An 18,855-nucleotide genomic window follows, 5' to 3' on the forward strand; every position below is an offset into this window, starting at 1 on the left:
CTTCCAACGTGAAACCCTGCCTGTGTCAATCAGGATTTTCGTGATCCCGCCCACATCCGCGCCCACCGGGCGGGGGGATCACCCCGAATGCACGATCGGCAGCTTGCTGCCCGCGAACTGCCGCGCGCGCCGCACCTCGCCACAGAAACGGAACAGGCGGGCGGGCCTGCCACCGGTCTTTTCGTCAATCCGGCCTGTTTCCTCAATAAGTTGCTGCTGTGTCACCAGGCGGCGAAAATTCTGTTTGTGCACGTGGCATCCCGCCAGACTTTCGACCGCGCGCTGTAATTGCAGCAAGGTAAACTCCTCGGGCATCAGTTCGAAAACGACGGGGCGGTAACGTATCCTTGCACGCAGGCGCGCCATCGCGGTCGCCAGAATGCGCCGGTGATCGCGGTGCATGTACCGACCGGGAATCGCCTGCGGGGGGGGGCATCCCGCCTCCGCCACCAATGTCGCCTCATACAGCAGTTCATAACGTTGCAGCACAAGCTCATCGTCCCACCCGCCCGTATCGCCAATCGCAAACAGCGCCATGCACCGCTGCCACTGCCGCATCCGGGTTTCGATATCCGCCATGCCCGCAACCCACGCGCACAGGCGACGTTCGATCAGGTCCGTCACCGCCTGCATCGTATCGCTGGTACGGTCCTCCCACGGGAAATAATCATACCAGTCCCGCCACCCCGTCTCCCGCGCGTGGCTGCGGGTCAGGGCGAGGTAGGAAATGGAGATGCTGCGCCCCTGTTCGGGATGCAGGACGCGATCATGATCGGCAAAGGTATAGAGTTGCTCCACATGGCCGATGGGGTGGCCGGTCTGCTGCTCCACCCATGACCGCACACCAGCCTGCAAGGAACGATGTCCGCTTTCAAGCGGGCCGGAGGGCAACAGGCGGCCATCATCAATCGTCATCACCTGTGGCACGCCATCGCGCACGGCCGTCAGCACCGCGATCAGTTCCGTCACAACATGCGACATCATGCCATCCGAGCCTGTCATGCCTTCATGCCTTCCCATCGTGGGGATACACCCCGGAGTTTCGCATGCAACCGTTCCGCCCCCCTGCCGTTATGACGGACACACTCCGCAACGGACGCAAAAGGCACCTCGTTCGCATTGACACCGTGCCCGTTCATGACCCGAAAGGAGCATCAGAATGGCAAAAGCCACTGAAAACACATTCCTTACCGACGTGCAGACCCTGCGCGCACGTGCACAGAAATCCATTGAACAGGGGGCGCTGACCCCTGCCTATCAAGGGAATGTCAAAACAGCCATCGACCTGTTGCAGACGGTGGTTGCGACGGAACTGGTCTGCGTCTTGCGCTATACCATGCATTCCATTGCCGTCGAAGGCATCACCAGCGAAAGCATCGCCGCCGAATTCGCAACCCATGCCAAGGAAGAACGCGCGCACATGATGTGGGCCGCCGAACGCATTGACCAGCTTGGCGGCGTGCCCAACCTGTCGCCCGAAGGACTGGCCACCCGATCGGCCAGCGAATATGGCGCGGGCGGCAACCTTGTTGAAATGGTGCGGCAGAACCTTGTGGCCGAACGCCTCGTGATTGAGCATTACCGCGAACTGATCCGTTATTTCGCCGATCATGACCCCACCACGCGCATCATGCTTGAAAAGATCCTGGCCGAAGAGGAAGAACACGCCACCGACATGCATGACCTTCTGGTCGCGCACGAAGGCAAACCCTTCCTGCCCTGATACGCAGTCGCGCATTCCCCCCCCCTTTTTTCCGCGGCGCCCGCATGACCCGGCCATGTCCCGACATGGCCGGTCGCCATCGCACGTCCCGTCCACCGCCGCGCGGCAGGCAGGCAGGCAGGCAGGCAGGCAGGGTTTGTGCCATTTTTACGAAGGTGGCCTAACCTTATGCTGATCCGCAACTGACCATAATTATGACCATACTGGAGACCCTGACATGGCAGACGTCAGAAATTACGACCTGTTCATTGGTGGCGAATGGATTCCCGCCACGACCGAGGAACGCGACACCATCCGCAATCCGGCAACCGGCGACGTACTGGCCAGTGTCGGCATCGCCAGCAAGGACGATGTCGATCGTGCCCTGCAGGGCGCGCAGGAAGCCTTTGGCACATGGAGCCGCCTGATCGCGACCGACCGCGCGGATTATCTGTACAAGCTGATCGAATTGATCCGCCGCGACGAAGACAGGCTGGCGCGCCTCATCACCAGCGAAAATGGCAAGCCCATCCGCGAAGCAAAGGTGGAGGTCAATTTTGCCATCCAACTGATCCGCTTTGCCGCGGAAAATGCCCGCAGGCTGGAGGGTAACATCATCCCCGGCAGCCGACCGGGCGAAAAGATTCTGATCGAGAAGATCCCCCATGGTGTTATTGCCGGGATCTCGGCATGGAACTTCCCCCTGGCCCTGACGGCGCGCAAGCTGGGGCCGGCCCTTGCGGCGGGCAACACCTTTGTCATCAAACCGCATGAACTGACCCCGCTTTCGACACTAGCCCTGGCCGAACTGTCGGTGGAGGCAGGCTTCCCCAAGGGCGTGTTCAACGTCGTCACCGGTGGTGGCGTGACGGTGGGCAATCAACTGGTCACAAACCCGATCACCAAGCTGATTACCATGACCGGCAGCACGCCTGCGGGACGCAAGATCATGGCCGCCGCGTCGGAAGGGCTGAAGGAAGTGCGCCTCGAACTTGGTGGCAAGGCCCCGTTCATCGTCATGGACGACGCGGATATCGAGGCCGCGGCAACCGCCGCAGTTTCCGCACGCTTCATGAACTGCGGGCAGGTCTGTACCGCCAACGAACGCACCTATGTCCATCAGGCGGTGTATGACCAGTTCCTGGACCTCCTGCGCAAGAAAATCGCACAGATCAAGGTCGGCAACCCGCTGGATGCGGACACAACCATGGGGCCGAAAATCAGCAAGGCCGAACTGGAAAAGGTCGATGCGATGGTCCAGCGCGCCATCGCACAGGGCGCAAAGGTCGAGATCGGCGGCAAGGCGCTGACGGGCGGTATCTACGACGCGGGCAACTTCTATGCCCCCACGCTGCTGACCAATGTTACGAATGAAATGGATATCACGCAGAACGAGGTGTTCGGCCCGGTCCTTTCGCTTATCAAGGTGGAGGATTTCGACGAAGCCCTGATGATGGCCAACAAGTCACGCTATGGCCTGTCGGCCTATATGTTCACGCAGGACCTCAAGAAAGTCATGCGCATGAGCAACGAACTGAATTTCGGCGAGATCTATGTCAACCGCGAGGGGGGCGAGGCCGCGCAGGGATTCCATCACGGCTATGGCGACAGCGGCATCGGCGGGGAGGACGGGCAGTACGGCCTCGAAGCTTATGTCGATACCAAGACCATCTACCTCAATTACTGAGGCGGCGGCACGCCACGCGATCATGACAGGGGGCCTCTGGCCCCCTGTTTTGCCATGCGCCCATTGCCGGAGGCCCGCAGGAACCGGAAAACGCGTCAGGCGCCAGAAATGCCGCCTTCAGATCTGGCGCATCCATACCGTGCTGACGCTGTGGCTTGGTCCCTTGCGCAGGATCAGGCGCGCGCGTTCACGCGTGGGCAGGATGTTTTCTTCAAGGTTGGGCAGGTTGATGCGCCGCCAGATATCACGCGCGACATTTTCCGCCTCTGCCGGGCTCAGGTCGCGGTAATGGTGGAAATAGGACGTCGGCTTGCGAAAGGCCGTCTGCTGGAGCATCCGGAAACGTTCCACGTACCACCGTTCGATATCGTGCGTATCCGCGTCGAGATAGATCGAGAAATCAAAGAAATCCGACGCCATGAATGGCTGTTCAGAGGCGGTCTGAAGCACGTTCAGCCCCTCGAAGATCAGGATATCCGGCTGGTCCACCACCTGGTAACGGTCGGGGATGATGTCATATGCCTCGTGCGAGTAGATGGGCACGTCCAGGTTGCGTTCCCCCGCCTTGAGCGCGGCGAGGAAGGAAATCATCTGCCGCAGGTCATAGCTTTCGGGAAATCCCTTGCGCGCCATCAGGTCGCGTTCCTGCAGCACGCATTTGGGCAACAAAAACCCATCCGTCGTGACCAGCGATACGTTGGGATGGTCGGGCCAGCGCGACAGCACCGCCTGCAACAGGCGGGCGAACGTACTCTTGCCCACGCCTACACTGCCCGCAATGCCGATGATGAAGGGTACGGTCCGGCGCGGCACGCCAAGGAAGGCGCTCTTGACCATATTATTAAGGCTGCGGCTGGCCAGCACGTGCAGGTTGAGCAGGCGCGAAAGCGGCAGGTAAACCTCGGCAATATCCTCCAGCGAAACCGGTTCGTTATGGCCGCGCAGGGACGCGACCTCCGCCTCGTTCAGGGATTGCGGGACATTGGCGCGCAGGGCCGCCCATTCGGGGCGGGGGAAAATCATGTATGGCCGGATCGCGCCATATGACGCGACCTGTGGCGTGACGGGACTGTTACCCTTTCCACTCTCCAAGGGCCGCTCTCCTCCTGATGGTCGATCTGGACACGGATGTCACGATCCACGCCGGGCGGCGTAACATCTTACCCTTCCCCGATCCAGAGCAACCGCCCCCAATTTCGCGTGTGCAGGGCCACGACACGCCCGCGACCGCCCCCACCTGATACAGTCGTGACAATTGTGACACGCATGGCCCCCTTGCCCGATGGCGCGCCCTGCCTTTCATGAAGAGCAGGTACCACCCCCTTCCTCCGCCAATGGCGTGGCGTTTTGCGCTGCGTTACCTGCCGTGGTTACCTGCCATGCCTGCCCCTTTCCGTGACGATGGATCGCCTGATGACACCCACATATTCCACCCTGCCGATGCCTGACATGCCGGGCGCATGGCACGATAAGAACATACGTGCGGCATTGCGGCGGATATTCGATGCCGCCATCCACAGTGCGCAACCCGCACGCGTGCTGGCACGCCACCTGCCCTCCCCGCCAAAGGGACAGTGTGTCGTGGTCGGCACAGGCAAGGCGGCGGCGGCCATGGCGGTCGCCCTGGAACAGGCATGGCCGGATGTTCCCCTGCGCGGGGTTGTTGTGACACGTGACGGGCACGTCGCCACCACGTCGCGCATACGTGTGATGGAAGCCGCCCATCCCGTGCCCGACAGCCGGAGCGAGGATGCCGCCCGCGCCATATTGCACGAAGTTCGTGGCCTTGGGCCTGATGACCTTGTCATTGCCCTGATATCGGGGGGTGGGTCGGCCCTGATGGAACTGCCCGCGCCGGGCCTGACACTTGCGGACATGCGTGCGCTCAACCAAGAACTGCTGCATTGTGGGGCGGATATCGGGGACATGAACCTGGTGCGTCGCCACCTGTCGGACATCAAGGGCGGGCGCCTGGCCCGCGCATGTGCGCCTGCACGCGTGCTGACCCTGGCCATCAGCGACGTGCCGGGGGATGATCCGCTGACCATTGCCAGTGGCCCGACCGTGCCCGACCCGACGACCCCTGCCGATGCGCTGGCGGTGCTGCGTCGCCGTGACATTACGGTCACGCCACAAATCCTGGCCGCCCTCATGCGGCCCTTGCCACCCTACGGGCAGGAAGCGGCCAACCCGGATAACCGCTTCGTCCTGATCGCCACCCCCATGATGGCGCTTGAGGCCGCAGCGCAGGAGGCACGCACACTCGGCCTGACCCCGCTGATCCTCGGCGATGCGCTGGAGGGGGAAAGCCGGGACGCTGCAATCGTCATGGCAGGCATTGCACAGTCCGCCCGCCATCACGGTGTACCGGTGGCGGGGCCTGCCGTACTGCTGTCGGGTGGGGAAATGACGGTCAGCCTCCGCGCAGGCGACGGGCCACCCGGACGCGGCGGACGCAATACAGAGTTCCTGTTGTCCCTTGCCCTTGCATTGCAGGAACATGACGGGATCTGGGCCATCGCAGGGGATAGTGATGGCATCGACGGGACCGAGGATGCGGCAGGGGCGATCGTCACGCCCGATACATTGTCACGCGCCCGCGCACGGGCGCTGGACCCGCGTGAATTCCTGCGCCGCCATGACAGCTACAGCCTGTTCGACGCCACGGGCGACCTTGTACGGACCGGCCCGACACTTACGAACGTCAATGATATCCGTGCGATTATGGTGTCAGAGACTGTTTGAAAAACCAGCCACGATAACATACTGAAATTATAAAGGTTTTTGGTGAAGCTTTTTCTAAAAAGCTTCGAAGGACGCCGCATTTTTGAAAAAAAAGCGGCACCCAAAAACTTTTCTTATTTTTTATCAATGAGCTGTTTTCAAACACGCTCTTATAAAATGATGGGTCAGTTCGCGTTGCCGCCATGCGGCTTGCCATAACTGACCTGGGTATCAGGCACGACAAAGTGCTTGGGGTCTTCCTGATTTTGGGAATCATCATCGTCCCCCGCCTGCGACGGATCATAACCGGAGGAAATCATCTGCATCGCCGCCGCATCGGGCATGGGATGATACGCCTCCATCGGGGGATCAGGTTCGGGATCAACGCGCGGCAGGCGATGCACATGCCCGGCGGCAGAGGCATGCGCCGGGCCGGGCACCGTAGTACCGTTGGCGCGATGCCCGCCAATCGGGGGCATCGCCTCATCAACATCCACCGGGTCATTGCGGTCCCCATGCATCGTATCGGCACACGATGACAGGCACAGCAACACCCCAAACATGACAAGACGCGGTTTCATGCCCGCACAGTATCATCCCGCACCACGACACAAAGACCGATTATTGCATATCCTGCCGTCACACCCGTGCCATTCATACCCCCGCCATCACACCATGGCGGCGGCACGGCCCGTCGTGACGGATGATTGTATCATTCTGCGTCGTCGTCGGGACCGACCAGCATGGCTTCGGCCACCACGCCCGCCTGTTCACGCACGCGGCGTTCGATATCCGCCGCCATTTCAGGATGGTCGCGCAGGAACTGCTTGGCATTCTCACGCCCCTGGCCGATGCGCTGGCTATCGCAGGAGAACCATGCCCCGGACTTCTCCACAATGCCGGCCTTGACCCCAAGGTCGATCAGCTCGCCCATCTTGCTGATGCCTTCGCCATACATGATGTCGAATTCCACCTGCCGGAACGGGGGGGCCATCTTGTTCTTGACCACCTTCACACGGGTCTGGTTGCCCACGACCTCGTCCTTGTCCTTGATCGAACCGATCCGGCGGATGTCCATACGCACCGACGCATAAAATTTCAGCGCATTGCCGCCCGTCGTCGTTTCCGGGCTGCCGAACATGACCCCGATCTTCAGGCGGATCTGGTTCAGGAAGATCATCATGGTGTTGGACCGCGACACCGATCCCGTCAGCTTGCGCAGCGCCTGACTCATCAGGCGCGCATGCAGGCCGACATGGCTGTCGCCCATCTCGCCCTCAAGTTCCGCACGCGGGACAAGGGCCGCGACGCTGTCGATCACCAGCACGTCAATCGCCCCCGAACGCACCAGCGTATCGGCAATTTCAAGCGCCTGCTCCCCCGCGTCGGGCTGACTGATGAGAAGGCTGTCCACATCCACCCCAAGCTTGCGCGCATAGCCGGGATCAAGCGCATGTTCCGCATCGATAAAGGCGCAGGTGCCGCCCTTTTTCTGTGCTTCGGCAATGGCATGCAGGGCCATTGTCGTCTTGCCCGAACTTTCGGGGCCATAGATTTCCACGATGCGTCCACGCGGCAGGCCACCAATGCCAAGGCCGATATCAAGGCCGAGCGAACCGGTGGAGATCACATCGACCTCCGTCTTGGGCCGCTCGCCCATGCGCATGATCGACCCCTTGCCAAACGCGCGTTCAATCTGGCTCAGCGCGCCTTCAAGAGCCTTGCCTTTGTCAATACCCGGAGCCTGTGCCATGGCCTGCTTACCTTTTCGACGAAGCTGTGTTTCGCGCATTCCATGTTCCTGTCAGTGAATCGGGACAGGACCTGCCGGACAGGATGGGCGTGTCCGGGGTGTCTTCACATGGAAGCTGCGATGCAGTTCCCAATATGGAACAAAACAAGATCATTTACAACCTTGCCCCTGTCATTTGCCGCAGCATTTCTCCCGCTCCCTTACAAAGCGGGCGGCACCGCATTACCGCGGGCCAACCGCAAGGCCGGTTTCACGCGGGTCCGACCCCGCAACGCATGACGTGCCGTCACCGGGCAGGCCACGGGGGCACGCAATCGCGTTGACGCGTCCTTCGGCCGTGACGGCGCGCGATGCCGGGGCCTGACCCGACAGGACCAGCTTCATTTCCTCCGCCACGGCAGCGGCGGCGTCGTTCTGTCCCGATCCGGCCACAGCCGCGCGGAAGGCATGGCCATCATTGGCGATCGCAGCCGACAGCAGGGGCGCGGGCACGCGCGCGGGTGATGCCGCAAGCACGATACCCGTATTCCCCGCAATACGCCCCGTGCCGAACAGGTTGTTCATCGTCAGGCTGCATGCCACCGCCATTCCCGCATGGTCCACCACGGCAAAGGAGGTCGAGGCCGGAAGTGACGGCAGGCTGCCGCTGCCTGGTGTCCCGGAATCAAGGACGGCCTGCGCCCGCGCCGTCAGGTCATCATTGGTCTGCTTGCCCTGCGTATCGCCACCCCGCGCACGCCATGCGGCGACGGCCCCCTGCGACAGGGATTCAGGGTTGCCCTGCCCCGCAAGCAGCGCGCGGAAGGCAACGGCACTGCCGAGGCCACCATCGGCGGGCGGCGGCAGGAACGCAACCGTCAGCCCCCCTGCGGCATTGACCCGTAAGGGCAGGCGTTCGGAAGGAATGGCCGCACGCAGGTCGCTAGTCTGCAACCCGCCGCCAGCCGCCTGACTGCCTGCGGTAAAGGATTGCGCCAGCGCACCATTATACAGGTCGCCCACGCCCATGCCGCGGATCTGGTCCAGCACACCCGACAAGTGCGTCTGCACCAGCGCGTCCCCTTCGACAAGGGCCGTGCCATCGGTCCGGCTGAAGATCGCGCGCATCCCCGGGTCCGCCAGCAGCGGCCCCTGCACGGTGGCAAGATCGCTTGCCAACTGATGGCTGACATTGACGCCATTGACCGCCAGCGACATGGCATCAGGCAGGATGGCCGCAAAGGACGTGGTGCCATATTGCAGATGCATCAGATACATACCACGCGCCAGCATCGGCACAGCCGCCGGGCGGTCGGCATGGGGCGCGCCGGGAATGCCATCGACCGTGCCCGCGCGCGGGGTAAAGATGAAGGCGCGGCCCCCTTCGGTATCGCCAGGGCGATAGGCAAGGCAGGCCCCACCCGACCCCATCGACGCCCGTGATGGCAGCGTCACCGCCAGCGCCATGCCCATTGCCGCCGCCGCATCCGCCGCATTGCCACCGCGCGACAGGATATCACGCCCGACCATGACGGCCTGTGGTTCATCGGCGGCCACGGTACCGATCAGTGCGCCGGGCGACGGACCAAACATGTGGGTGACAAGATGCATGGGCGAGGAATGGCCGCATCCGGCGACGGAAACCGCGAGCATTGCCGAAAACGCGATCCGGGCGGACCTGCGCGCAAAGGAATTCGTGGAATGCTCTGGCACGCGTCTTCTTCTCCATTCGACCATAACCGCGGAAGCCCCACCCCCAAGGCATCGGCACACCGGCATTCCGCCATTAGCGGTCTTGCGCGCATGGGGCAAGCAGGCTTTTGCATGATTGCAAGCCTTGGGCATGACGGCAGGCCCAAGGCATCGGGCAGCCAGTTTCATGGAATATCGCCCCCCACCCCCATGGACACAAAACAGATGGGGAAGGCTTTACTTCTGGCCTACGCGAATGCTGGTAGGAAGAACATAACTCAGGGACAGGCAAGAAAATTAAAGATGGCAACCCACCATGCTTTGATTTTGATTACACCACCCCAATTATTACAAAATACAAAAAAATAAACACAATGTGCGTATAACTATAGAAAATTTCACAAAATTATAATAATATGTTATAATTAATTATATAAATCAAAAATCGCGTATTAATATTTGTGCTTCACATAAATATACTTTTAACGCCAAAAAAACCCTTCGACCAGCTTCTCAGTGCTATCGACACGGTAAATGCCATTACGTAATATCGCTTCCAAACATGTGCTTTTGAGGTAACTAACGTGAAGAATCCTTTTGGCGGCAGGAATGCTGAACTTATACGAGCAGCACGGCTTGAGAAAAAAGCTGGCAACTGGTCTAAAGCCGCAGATATCTATCTGGAACTCTTATCTAATGCCGGTCGCAATACAAGAACATTTAAACATATTGTTCAGCTAGGAAATTGTTTGAAAGACGCTGGCCGCTATGAAGAAGCCTTAGCTGCATACAATGATGCCGAAAATATAAATGGAAATAATTCAGACCTTTATTTACAACGGGGCCATCTTTTCAAACTGTTGAAAAAATCTGCTGCCGCAGCCTATGCCTATCAAAAGGCTTATAATCTTGATAGCAACAATCATGATGCTAAAAATGAAATAGAATATGGCGGTGCATCCGCGATTGCACATATACCTCTCCCTGAACAGGAGCAAGTTCTTCGGACCATCTGGCTGGATGTTTCCGACTTTCTAATTTATGCCAAACACAATACCAGCATGAGCGGTATACAGCGGGTTATAGCTAATCTGGTTTTATATCTCCGCAACTTTACCGCACTTGGGTGGCGCGTGGTACCGATTGCGCCTAAATATGAAGAGGATCGTATTCTGGCTGTTAAAACAGAAGACATGATTGAACTGATCAATCAGTATGATTCTGTATATTGCGATCATAAGAGCATCTTGGAAAGTGTGAAGAAAGTATACGAGGGATGTAATCAAGTCTGGCCCGCAGCAGGAGATGTTCTGTGCATGGCAGGTGCTTTCTGGCTTTTACCAAATTATGATGCCGTAATGCGCTTAAAACAGAAGGGAATAATTTTTTGCCCATTCATCCATGATCTGCTTCAAATTCGTGAGCCAGATTACGTTGAACAGGCTGCAACAAACAAGTTCACGATTCAGATGAGTGACGTCGCTGAATTGAGTGATTTTATTTTTACTAATTCTGAATATGTTGCATCCGATGTACGTACATATATTAAAGATACCAAACTTGCAAATACTTCTGTAAAAGCCATCCCGCTTCCCACAGAACTCAAGACAACAACAGAAAACCACCTTATAAATAACGAAAAAATTAATTTTGTTTCTGAAAATGATTATGTATTATTTGTTTCAACAATAGAAATAAGAAAAAATCATAAACTTTTAATATCTATATGGGAAAAACTGCGCGCAGATATGGGAGACGATGCACCACTTCTTGTTTTTATTGGGAAGTGGGGATGGCAAATTGAAGAGCTTCGTGCATACATTGAAGAAAAAGGTTATATTGATGACTGGCTGTTTATATTTAATGGAATTTCTGATGTAGAGATGGAATATCTATATAAACACTGCATGTTTACAGTATATCCTAGTTTTGCTGAAGGTTTTGGTTTACCCATAGGAGAAAGCCTTGTCTATGGCAAACCGTGCATTGCATCCAATACGACATCCATGCCGGAAGTTGGAGGAGATTTCGTTCGTTATATCAATCCGTTTGATGTAGAAGGTGCCTATCACCTCATTCGGAAAACTATTATTGATCGTCCAGATCTGGAACAATGGCAAAACGAGATCAGACAAAATTTTCATCCCAAGAGATGGAGTGATTTTTGTTCTGAATTTTATAATGCGATTATCAAAGAAGCCACATCACACAAATTAAATGCAGAAAATTCTTTTGTGTATATTCCACCAGAGCGGCTTATCGAAGGTGGGGACCACGATATTCTTATACATGCGGTAGAAAATAAACCTATTGTCACTTTCCGTGCAGCACGAATCGTTAATTGGCACCCTCCCACAAGTTGGGGTTGCTGGAGTTCTGCACGTCGATCAGAAATTGCATTCCGTACCAAATTTGCGGAAGGCGAAAAAGTGGACGTTTTCCTGCGTTTGCACAGGGCATCCTATCATGCTGCCAATCCATTTGTTATTATTGATACTGGGGTCGAGGGTCAAATTACACCATTAACAGAACATGCAACATTTTATCGCTTTACCGCACCAGTTTTGAAGGATGGCACGGTCCACCTTAAATTACTTGCTCGTGGATATTTCCCTTCAATTAACGACCAAAATATTTTTATTGCATGGAGTGGGCTCGCTTATTGCCGTCATGATGATCACGCCGCACTCATGAGAACACAAAACGCTATACTTCCGATTGCCAAAGACAACATATCGGGATGATTTAAAAAAATTGTTGCTTAATAAGGGTTTATCCTAAAAATTCCAAGCAATACCAGTCCATCGCATTTCCTCCATTCTTAAAAATCATGAATGAAGTAAAAAATGACAAGGTCTGGTATTGCCCGACGCCGGCATAGCCAAAAGAGATTGCGACACCCAATGATATGACAGATGACACGTCTGTTTTGATGATATCGTTTATACTCTTGCATAGACCATGACTTGTCTCCCGCCCATCGCTGCCACGATACCGGTTGCCGCCATGGATTTTACCGTGCCATGCCATGTTGCGCGATTCGGGCATCCCCGTCATATGCCATCACACATGGCGCATGTTTAACATGCCGACTTCTTTCCTTACCCTCCTGCATCCTTTACATACCCCATCCTGACCCGATTGACGGAGGCCGCCCGTGCCCTTTTCTCGCCGCACCTACCGATTGCGCCGCCTGTTGCCCGCCACCATGGCAGCGGCCCTCCTGACGGGGGGGCTGTATGTCCCGACCGTGGCATCCGCACAAAGCGCCAGCGACACCTTCACCCCGGCACAGCGCAAGGCGATCGTGGAAATCGTGCGCGATGCGCTGAAGACCGATCCGTCCATCCTGACCGATGCGATCACCGCACTGCGGCAGAATGCCGCCAACCAGGCTCAGGCCTCGGCGCAGGGGGCGTTGGCCACGCATCGCGCGCAACTGCTCAACCCGGTGGCGTCGGACGCGATCCTTGGCAATGCGCAGGCCACGACAACCGTGGTTGAATTCTATGACCCGCGCTGCCCCTACTGCCGCAAGGTGCTGGCCGATCTGGACCGGATCGTGGCGGAAGACAAAAGTGTCCGCATCATTGAAAAAGTCGTTCCTGTCCTGGGACAGGGCAGCCTGATTGCATCACAGGCCCTGGTTGCCGCATTCCAGCAGGGCGGACAGGCCGCGTATTTCAAGATGCAGCACGCGATCATGACGGATTCGGAACATCCTACCGTTGATCGCATGCGCGCGCTGGCGAAACAGTGCGGACTTGATGCCGACCAGATCGCCAAGGAAATGAACGGCGAGAAAGTCACCGCCGTATTGCAGGCGAACATGGAACTTGCCCACGGCATTGGTCTGGATGGAACGCCAACCTTTGTTTTCAACGCCCGTCAGATCATTCCCGGCGCGGTGGATTATGATGAACTCAAGAAAGCCATCGCCCATACCCGCTGACCCCACGATCCCACAGGGCGGCCCGGTCATTCGCGCGGGCCGCCCCACAGATGCAGCGGCCCTGCCCGCAACGGAACGTTCGGCCGCGCAACGCTTCGCCAGCATTCCAGCGCTGGCATGGCTGGCAACGGGGGATGTCATGCCAGCAGAGGCACATTTGCCCTGCATCGCGGCAGGCACATGCTGGGTTGCAGAAGACACCGATGGCGCGATTGCCGGTTTTCTAAGCGCAGGCATACGGCATGACTGCCTGCATATCCTTGAATTTTCGGTCCGTCAGGACATGCAGGGACAGGGCATGGGACGCGCGCTGCTGCATGCCGCGATGCTCAGGGTACAGCAAACGCACATGCCGGGCGGCCTGACACTGACGACTTTTCATGATGTCGCGTGGAATGCGCCGTTCTATCGCGCGATGGGGTTCGAGGAACTGACATCCCCCGCCCTCTGGCTTGCGGAATTACTGGCGCAAGAAGAGGCACATGGCCTTCCGCCGGGATCGCGTTGCGCGATGCGCTGGCGCGCGGCGGAAAAGGGATAGAAACAGCCTGAGAACACCCTGCGGATAAAAACAATAGAAGTTTCTGGCGCCCCCTTTTCCGGGAACGACCGCACACCAGAGTTTTTAGAGGCTGTTCAAAAAGTCAGGACAAATAACATCCTGAAATCATAAAGGTTTTTGGTGAAGCTTTTTTCCAAAAAGCTTCAGAAGACGCCGCCTTTTTCGATCAAAAGGCAGCACCCAAAAACTTTTCCTGTTTTTATCGATGATCTGTTTTCAGGCACTCTGCTTATCTTCAGGGAGGAAAGGCGACATGTCCCTTTCCTCCCCAAGCCATCACTTCACCGGCTCAGCCACCTTCTGCGTGGTCTCCACCGGTGCGTTGATCCGCATCAAACGTGACAGTGCCTCGACCATCTGGTCCATCATCTCGTCCGTGTGGAATGGCCCGGGCGTCAGACGAAGCCGTTCGGTCCCGCGTGGAACAGTAGGATAATTGATGGGCGTGGCATACAGCCCGTATTCATCAAGCAACCGGTCACTGAGGTCACGACAGCGCTGCGCATCACCCACGGGAATGGGGACGATATGGCTGGGTGTCATGGTAAAGGGGATCCCGGCCTTACGCAGGCGCGCGCGGAAGGCGTTGACCCGTTCGAACATCCTTTCACGACGCCATGCATCCTTGCGCACCTGCCGCACGCTGGTCAGCGCGGCGGCAACCACGGCAGGTGGCAACGCGGTGGTAAAGATAAAGCCGGATGCAGCAAGGCGCAGATATTCGACAACGTCGCTCGACGCGGTGATATAGCCCCCATGGACGCCGAACCCTTTGGCAAGGGTGCCTTCGATAATGTCCACCTGGTCCGCCACACCATCGCGTTCAGAAATGCCGCCGCCCTGCGCGCCATAAAGGCCAACCGCATGGACCTCGTCCAGATAGGTCATGGCATTGTATTTCCGCGCCAGCGCACAGATCCCGGCAATGTCGGAAATGTCGCCATCCATGGAATAGACGCTTTCGAACGCGATCAGCTTTGGCGCCTCGGGGGGGGCCGCGGCCAACCTGGCTTCCAGGTCCTCAAGGTCGTTATGTTCAAAGATGACGGTGGTCGAACCGCGCGCGCCCTTGATGCCCGCGATCATCGAAGCATGGTTCAGGCGATCGGAAAAACAGATCCAACCCGGCATGCTGGTCAAGATGGTCTGAAGGCTTGCCTGGTTGGAGACGTAGCCCGACACAAACAGCAGTCCGGCTTCCTTGCCATGCAGGTCGGCCAGTTCGTGTTCAAGTGCTGTGTGAAAGGGGCTGGTGCCTGCGATGTTGCGCGTGCCGCCTGCCCCCGCGCCATGTTCGCGGATCGCGGTAATGGCGGCGTCCATCACAACGGGTTCCACCCCCATGCCCAGGTAATCGTTCGATGACCACACCACGACCTCGCGGTCATGATCGCACGCGGGGGTCGCGGGCGTGGCGGGGGCCTTTTCCTGCTCATACACGGGATACCGGTCCGCTTCGCGCGCCAGGGGGGTGAACTGGCGATACCGGCCCTGCGTACGGATATCCACCAGTGCGGTGCGGCAGTACCGGTAAAACGGATGGCCGTCCGGATGATTACTGGACACTGATCTTCCTTTCCATGCGAACCTCGCTCCATACCCGCACCGAACCGTCATTCCAGCGCCGGACGCAGCCACACCACGCCATGTACGGCGGATCTGGCCGGGCGTCCCACGGCGTGGGACGGCGATGTCACGCAACGACGCCCCAAGGCAGGAGTATTTCCCTCTCCATCCTGTCTTATAAGCGTTCGGCCGCCGGGTCACTATGGCAGGGCGGTCTTGTAAATTTAAAAAACATCCACTTTCCGGCGCGTCCTAGCGGACATAAAGGCGGATCATGGGGGCATCAACGCCCGGATCTGTCATGCCTGTCATCTCCATCTGCGCGGGGGCGGCACCATCATGGACGACCTCTGCCGCGACAGATTGCGCATCGGTCGCGACAAGGCGCGACAGCAATGAGGCCTGCTCATCAGGGGACAGGGCATCGGGAATGGCGGTGACGATGGTAAACAGGACGTTGGGTTTCCGCGCCAGCGCCTCGGCCACGGCTGTCTTCAGGTCGGGCTGCCACTGCTGTGGCGGTGTGCCTGCCCGGATTTCCAGCAATGGCGGAACGTGGCGGACCTCCACCGGCGGCGGCGGCGGGATCACCACGCGCGGCGGATCCCCGGCATGGCGGTTGAACGTCTTTTGCCCCACCAGAGTACACCCCCCAAGCCAGAACATGCTGGAGGCAAGGACAACACAGACGGGCAGTGCGGTGCGGCATGATACAGGCATGACCGCCAAGCGATACAGCATCCACGTCGCGGGGCAAGGGGAGAAAAATATCGCCCTGCAAATCCCGCGTTACGCGCGCCGCCACAAATCCCACCGCCACGAAGACCCAACGGATGAAAATACCCAAAATCCCCGATGCCTGCCGGCTTCACCAAATCCATGCCCCCCGCACCGCGAAAAAACCTTCCCCACCCTCCCCACCTGTCGCCCGGCCTGCATTTCCGCACGCATCGTGACACCGCACGCCATGCCTGCCCTGCCGCAGCGGATGCCGCGGGCAGGGCCATAACCGGCACGCCGGCTGCACCAAGACCATCAAACGCCTGTGACCATGCATGCATTCACGGGACTTGCGATCAGGAAGCTTCATCCTGTAGTCGTGGAACACTCACGATGCCCCGATACGGCATCACCCGGACATTGAGCCCGCATGGCACAACGCCGCCCCCGCCTGCGGCCCATTCGCCTTCCCCATGAACCAACAGGTGGATCAGGCCAGACGGCATGGAACAGCCCCCTCCTCCCGACCCCGTCCAGAACATGCCGCAATCCCCGCCCCCGGCGGTGGGGGACGATGCGCCGCTGGACCAGACGGGCCGGATCGCAGCCTCCATCCGGCAGATCATCCGCACAAACGAACCCGACAGCCACCATGTCATCCATGCCTGCGCAATGGCCAATGCCTGCGCCGTGCTGTGGAGCCGGTATCTGAGGTTCGACCCCGCCTGTCCCACATGGTTCGACCGTGACCGTTTCGTGGTGTCATCCGTCCGTTACCGTACGCTTGTCGATGCGCTGGTCACACTGTCGGGACAGGCGGCGATCCGCATGGACGATACCCCCCACCCCGCAACCGCCATGGGATTCGGCCCCAGCGGGCAGGGACTGGGTGCCGCCATCGGCATGGCCATGGCGGAACAGCACATGGCCGCGCGTTTTGGCCGTACGCTGGTCAATCACCGCATATGGGCCGTCAGCTGCTGGTCCGAACTGTCCACCGGTGTGGCGCTGGAGGCGGCGGTACTGGCGGGGCAGATGGGGCTGGATCGCATCACGGTGCTGGTTGGCCTGTCGGAACATGAACGCGTACAGGCCGAAGCCGCCCTGCCCCGCTATGCCGCGTCGGGATGGTCCGTACGCAAGGTCGCAGCCGATCAGCCCGAACAGATCGCCGCCGCCATCGCATCCTCCATCCGCACGCACCGCCCCTGCCTGATCGCATGCCTGTCCCCCGCGCCCGATGCGGAAACGGCGGAACCTTTCGTCGATGATCCCGGCCTGTGGGCGTCGGCGGCGCGGCGTGGCGCCACCGCGCGCCGGTCATGGCTGCGCAGGCTGGCCAAGGACCGGCAGCGCATAGATTTCGAACGCCTCATCTCGGGCGAACGCCCGGCCCTGTGGCGTACCGACTGGCGGCGGTCATGGCAGGGCACGGGGCGGCATCGCGTGTCCCATCCCGCACTCCCCACCACCAGCTATGCCCGGCGTGGCCTTGATATCCTGCGCGAACTGCTGCCTGAGGTACTGTGCCTGCGTTCACGCCTGGGGCTGGCATCCGGTGCGACGACGGGCCATGGCCCCGCCGCCCTGCCGACACGGTGCGACACACAGGTGCATGGCATGGCCGCACTGCTGAACGGGATCGCGTTGCATGGCGGGTTCCTGCCATGCGGGGCGGCAACCTTCGTCGCCGTGGACCGCATGCGTCCCGCCCTGCGCTTTGCCGCCATGATGAAACGCCAGGTCATCTATTTCCTGACCGATGGGGGCCTGTCGCCCGAAGAGGACGGGCCGGCCTGGCTGCCGGTGGAACAGCTCGCCAGCCTGCGCGCCATGCCAAACGTCGCGGTATTCCGCCCCGCCACCCGGCGCGAGACGATGGAGTGCATGGAACTCGCCCTTGAACGGACCAACGGCCCAAGCCTGCTGACGCTGTGCCCGTTCATCCCGGCCAGCGACATGGCCGCTGACGCCTCCATGCCCAATGCGCACCCACTGACGAACCTGTGTGCGCGGGGTGGATATGTGGTCGCCGATTCCCCCACCCTTCCCCGGCAGGTCACGCTGATCGCCACGGGACAGGAGGTCGCGACCGCCCGCGCGGCGCAACTGCTGTTATGTGAACAGGGAATTGGCGCGGCCCTGGTGTCGTTGCCATGCTGGGAACTGTTCGCGGCGCAAAAAATATCCTATCGTGAACAGGTGCTGGGAACGGCACCCCGGATTGGCGTGGAGGCCGCATCCGGGTTCGGGTGGGAACGCTGGCTGGGACAGGAAGGAACATTCATCGGGATTGATGGTTTTGGTGAAAACGTCACCGCCGGCACACGGCAGGTGCGTAACGTGACCATCGAACCCGAACATATCGTCGCCCGCGCGCTGGAGGTCCTCCACGCACACGGCAACGGCCCTGCCGGGACCATCGGCAACCGGCGGCATGATGACGGGGATCTGCCTTTTCCGGACACGTCATCCCGAAGCGCTGCACTACAGAACTGACCTTAACGGAGAATAAGAA

The 18,855-nt window shown here is 59.0% G+C and carries 17 protein-coding genes; 9 read left to right on the top strand and 8 right to left on the bottom strand.

Annotation, left to right across the window (positions count from 1 at the left end):
• Window positions 1-78: 78 nt before the first annotated feature.
• The gene (locus FYB92_RS13735) at window positions 79-1,002 is read right to left on the bottom strand and encodes an NrtR DNA-binding winged helix domain-containing protein (protein WP_225578857.1); all 924 of its coding nucleotides are present in this window, start codon (window positions 1,000-1,002) and stop codon (window positions 79-81) included.
• A gap of 157 nt (window positions 1,003-1,159) precedes the next feature.
• On the opposite strand from FYB92_RS13735, the gene FYB92_RS13740 reads away from it, so the two are divergent.
• A complete protein-coding gene (locus FYB92_RS13740) occupies window positions 1,160-1,723 on the top strand; it encodes a bacterioferritin (RefSeq protein ID WP_003617933.1) in 564 nt (187 codons plus the stop codon).
• Between the two features lie 217 nt (window positions 1,724-1,940).
• Window positions 1,941-3,389 (top strand): aldehyde dehydrogenase, encoded by a 1,449-nt coding sequence (gene aldA, locus FYB92_RS13745; protein ID WP_003617932.1) that lies wholly within the window; start codon window positions 1,941-1,943, stop codon window positions 3,387-3,389.
• A gap of 117 nt (window positions 3,390-3,506) precedes the next feature.
• Here aldA and coaA read toward each other — a convergent pair whose 3' ends face one another.
• Window positions 3,507-4,412 (bottom strand): type I pantothenate kinase, encoded by a 906-nt coding sequence (gene coaA / locus FYB92_RS13750; RefSeq protein WP_040511530.1) that lies wholly within the window; start codon window positions 4,410-4,412, stop codon window positions 3,507-3,509.
• Window positions 4,413-4,498: 86 nt separating this feature from the next.
• Here coaA and FYB92_RS13755 point away from each other — a divergent pair, with 86 nt between their 5' ends.
• Window positions 4,499-4,630, top strand: a complete 132-nt coding sequence (locus FYB92_RS13755) for a hypothetical protein (RefSeq protein ID WP_264986171.1) — start codon at window positions 4,499-4,501, stop codon at window positions 4,628-4,630.
• A 172-nt stretch (window positions 4,631-4,802) separates the two neighbouring features.
• Window positions 4,803-6,134 carry a glycerate kinase gene (locus FYB92_RS13760; protein ID WP_408902374.1) on the top strand — a complete coding sequence of 444 codons (1,332 nt, stop codon included), beginning with the start codon at window positions 4,803-4,805 and terminating at the stop codon, window positions 6,132-6,134.
• Between the two features lie 164 nt (window positions 6,135-6,298).
• On the opposite strand, the gene FYB92_RS13765 is transcribed toward FYB92_RS13760, so the two are convergent.
• From FYB92_RS13765 to FYB92_RS13775, 3 genes are all read right to left on the bottom strand, one after another.
• On the bottom strand, window positions 6,299-6,694 hold the full coding sequence (locus FYB92_RS13765) for a hypothetical protein (protein ID WP_225578670.1): 396 nt from the start codon (window positions 6,692-6,694) through the stop codon (window positions 6,299-6,301).
• 131 nt (window positions 6,695-6,825) lie between these two features.
• Complete coding sequence (gene recA / locus FYB92_RS13770; protein ID WP_040511528.1) at window positions 6,826-7,866, bottom strand: recombinase RecA; 1,041 nt, start codon at window positions 7,864-7,866, stop codon at window positions 6,826-6,828.
• Between the two features lie 222 nt (window positions 7,867-8,088).
• Window positions 8,089-9,498, bottom strand: coding sequence for a gamma-glutamyltransferase (locus FYB92_RS13775; RefSeq protein WP_040511527.1), 1,410 nt, complete (start codon window positions 9,496-9,498; stop codon window positions 8,089-8,091).
• A 48-nt stretch (window positions 9,499-9,546) separates the two neighbouring features.
• Between FYB92_RS13775 and FYB92_RS13780 the strand changes: the two genes are divergently transcribed.
• Window positions 9,547-9,906: a hypothetical protein gene (locus FYB92_RS13780; protein ID WP_332828813.1), complete on the top strand. Its 360-nt coding sequence runs from the start codon at window positions 9,547-9,549 to the stop codon at window positions 9,904-9,906.
• Window positions 9,907-10,121: 215 nt separating this feature from the next.
• A complete protein-coding gene (locus tag FYB92_RS13785; protein ID WP_332828814.1) occupies window positions 10,122-12,281 on the top strand; it encodes a glycosyltransferase in 2,160 nt (719 codons plus the stop codon).
• Window positions 12,282-12,309: 28 nt separating this feature from the next.
• Here FYB92_RS13785 and FYB92_RS13790 read toward each other — a convergent pair whose 3' ends face one another.
• The gene (locus tag FYB92_RS13790; RefSeq protein ID WP_332828815.1) at window positions 12,310-12,585 is read right to left on the bottom strand and encodes a hypothetical protein; all 276 of its coding nucleotides are present in this window, start codon (window positions 12,583-12,585) and stop codon (window positions 12,310-12,312) included.
• A gap of 109 nt (window positions 12,586-12,694) precedes the next feature.
• Here FYB92_RS13790 and FYB92_RS13795 point away from each other — a divergent pair, with 109 nt between their 5' ends.
• Both FYB92_RS13795 and FYB92_RS13800 read left to right on the top strand, forming a co-directional pair.
• Window positions 12,695-13,489, top strand: a complete 795-nt coding sequence (locus FYB92_RS13795) for a DsbA family protein (RefSeq protein ID WP_062808623.1) — start codon at window positions 12,695-12,697, stop codon at window positions 13,487-13,489.
• Window positions 13,452-14,030 (top strand): GNAT family N-acetyltransferase, encoded by a 579-nt coding sequence (locus FYB92_RS13800; RefSeq protein WP_332828816.1) that lies wholly within the window; start codon window positions 13,452-13,454, stop codon window positions 14,028-14,030. The genes FYB92_RS13795 and FYB92_RS13800 overlap by 38 nt, the downstream gene beginning before the upstream one ends.
• 297 nt (window positions 14,031-14,327) lie before the next feature.
• Here FYB92_RS13800 and hemA read toward each other — a convergent pair whose 3' ends face one another.
• Both hemA and FYB92_RS13810 read right to left on the bottom strand, forming a co-directional pair.
• Complete coding sequence (gene hemA, locus FYB92_RS13805) at window positions 14,328-15,617, bottom strand: 5-aminolevulinate synthase (protein ID WP_003617918.1); 1,290 nt, start codon at window positions 15,615-15,617, stop codon at window positions 14,328-14,330.
• Between the two features lie 252 nt (window positions 15,618-15,869).
• Window positions 15,870-16,337: a hypothetical protein gene (locus tag FYB92_RS13810; protein WP_225578858.1), complete on the bottom strand. Its 468-nt coding sequence runs from the start codon at window positions 16,335-16,337 to the stop codon at window positions 15,870-15,872.
• Between the two features lie 504 nt (window positions 16,338-16,841).
• Here FYB92_RS13810 and FYB92_RS13815 point away from each other — a divergent pair.
• Window positions 16,842-18,836: a transketolase-like TK C-terminal-containing protein gene (locus tag FYB92_RS13815; protein ID WP_003617915.1), complete on the top strand. Its 1,995-nt coding sequence runs from the start codon at window positions 16,842-16,844 to the stop codon at window positions 18,834-18,836.
• Window positions 18,837-18,855 lie beyond the last annotated feature (19 nt).

This window comes from Novacetimonas sp. GS1, assembly GCF_036686925.1.
Classification (GTDB): Bacteria; Pseudomonadota; Alphaproteobacteria; order Acetobacterales; family Acetobacteraceae; genus Novacetimonas; species Novacetimonas hansenii.

Coding starts and splice junctions, on each gene's coding strand:
- FYB92_RS13735 (WP_225578857.1), bottom strand. CDS start 1,002: ATGACAGGCTCGGATGGCATGATGTCGCATGTTGTGACGGAACTGATC.
- FYB92_RS13740 (WP_003617933.1), top strand. CDS start 1,160: ATGGCAAAAGCCACTGAAAACACATTCCTTACCGACGTGCAGACCCTG.
- aldA (WP_003617932.1), top strand. CDS start 1,941: ATGGCAGACGTCAGAAATTACGACCTGTTCATTGGTGGCGAATGGATT.
- coaA (WP_040511530.1), bottom strand. CDS start 4,412: ATGATTTTCCCCCGCCCCGAATGGGCGGCCCTGCGCGCCAATGTCCCG.
- FYB92_RS13755 (WP_264986171.1), top strand. CDS start 4,499: ATGGTCGATCTGGACACGGATGTCACGATCCACGCCGGGCGGCGTAAC.
- FYB92_RS13760 (WP_408902374.1), top strand. CDS start 4,803: ATGACACCCACATATTCCACCCTGCCGATGCCTGACATGCCGGGCGCA.
- FYB92_RS13765 (WP_225578670.1), bottom strand. CDS start 6,694: ATGAAACCGCGTCTTGTCATGTTTGGGGTGTTGCTGTGCCTGTCATCG.
- recA (WP_040511528.1), bottom strand. CDS start 7,866: ATGGCACAGGCTCCGGGTATTGACAAAGGCAAGGCTCTTGAAGGCGCG.
- FYB92_RS13775 (WP_040511527.1), bottom strand. CDS start 9,498: ATGCTCGCGGTTTCCGTCGCCGGATGCGGCCATTCCTCGCCCATGCAT.
- FYB92_RS13780 (WP_332828813.1), top strand. CDS start 9,547: ATGCTCTGGCACGCGTCTTCTTCTCCATTCGACCATAACCGCGGAAGC.
- FYB92_RS13790 (WP_332828815.1), bottom strand. CDS start 12,585: ATGCCCGAATCGCGCAACATGGCATGGCACGGTAAAATCCATGGCGGC.
- FYB92_RS13800 (WP_332828816.1), top strand. CDS start 13,452: ATGATGAACTCAAGAAAGCCATCGCCCATACCCGCTGACCCCACGATC.
- FYB92_RS13810 (WP_225578858.1), bottom strand. CDS start 16,337: ATGCCTGTATCATGCCGCACCGCACTGCCCGTCTGTGTTGTCCTTGCC.
- FYB92_RS13815 (WP_003617915.1), top strand. CDS start 16,842: ATGGAACAGCCCCCTCCTCCCGACCCCGTCCAGAACATGCCGCAATCC.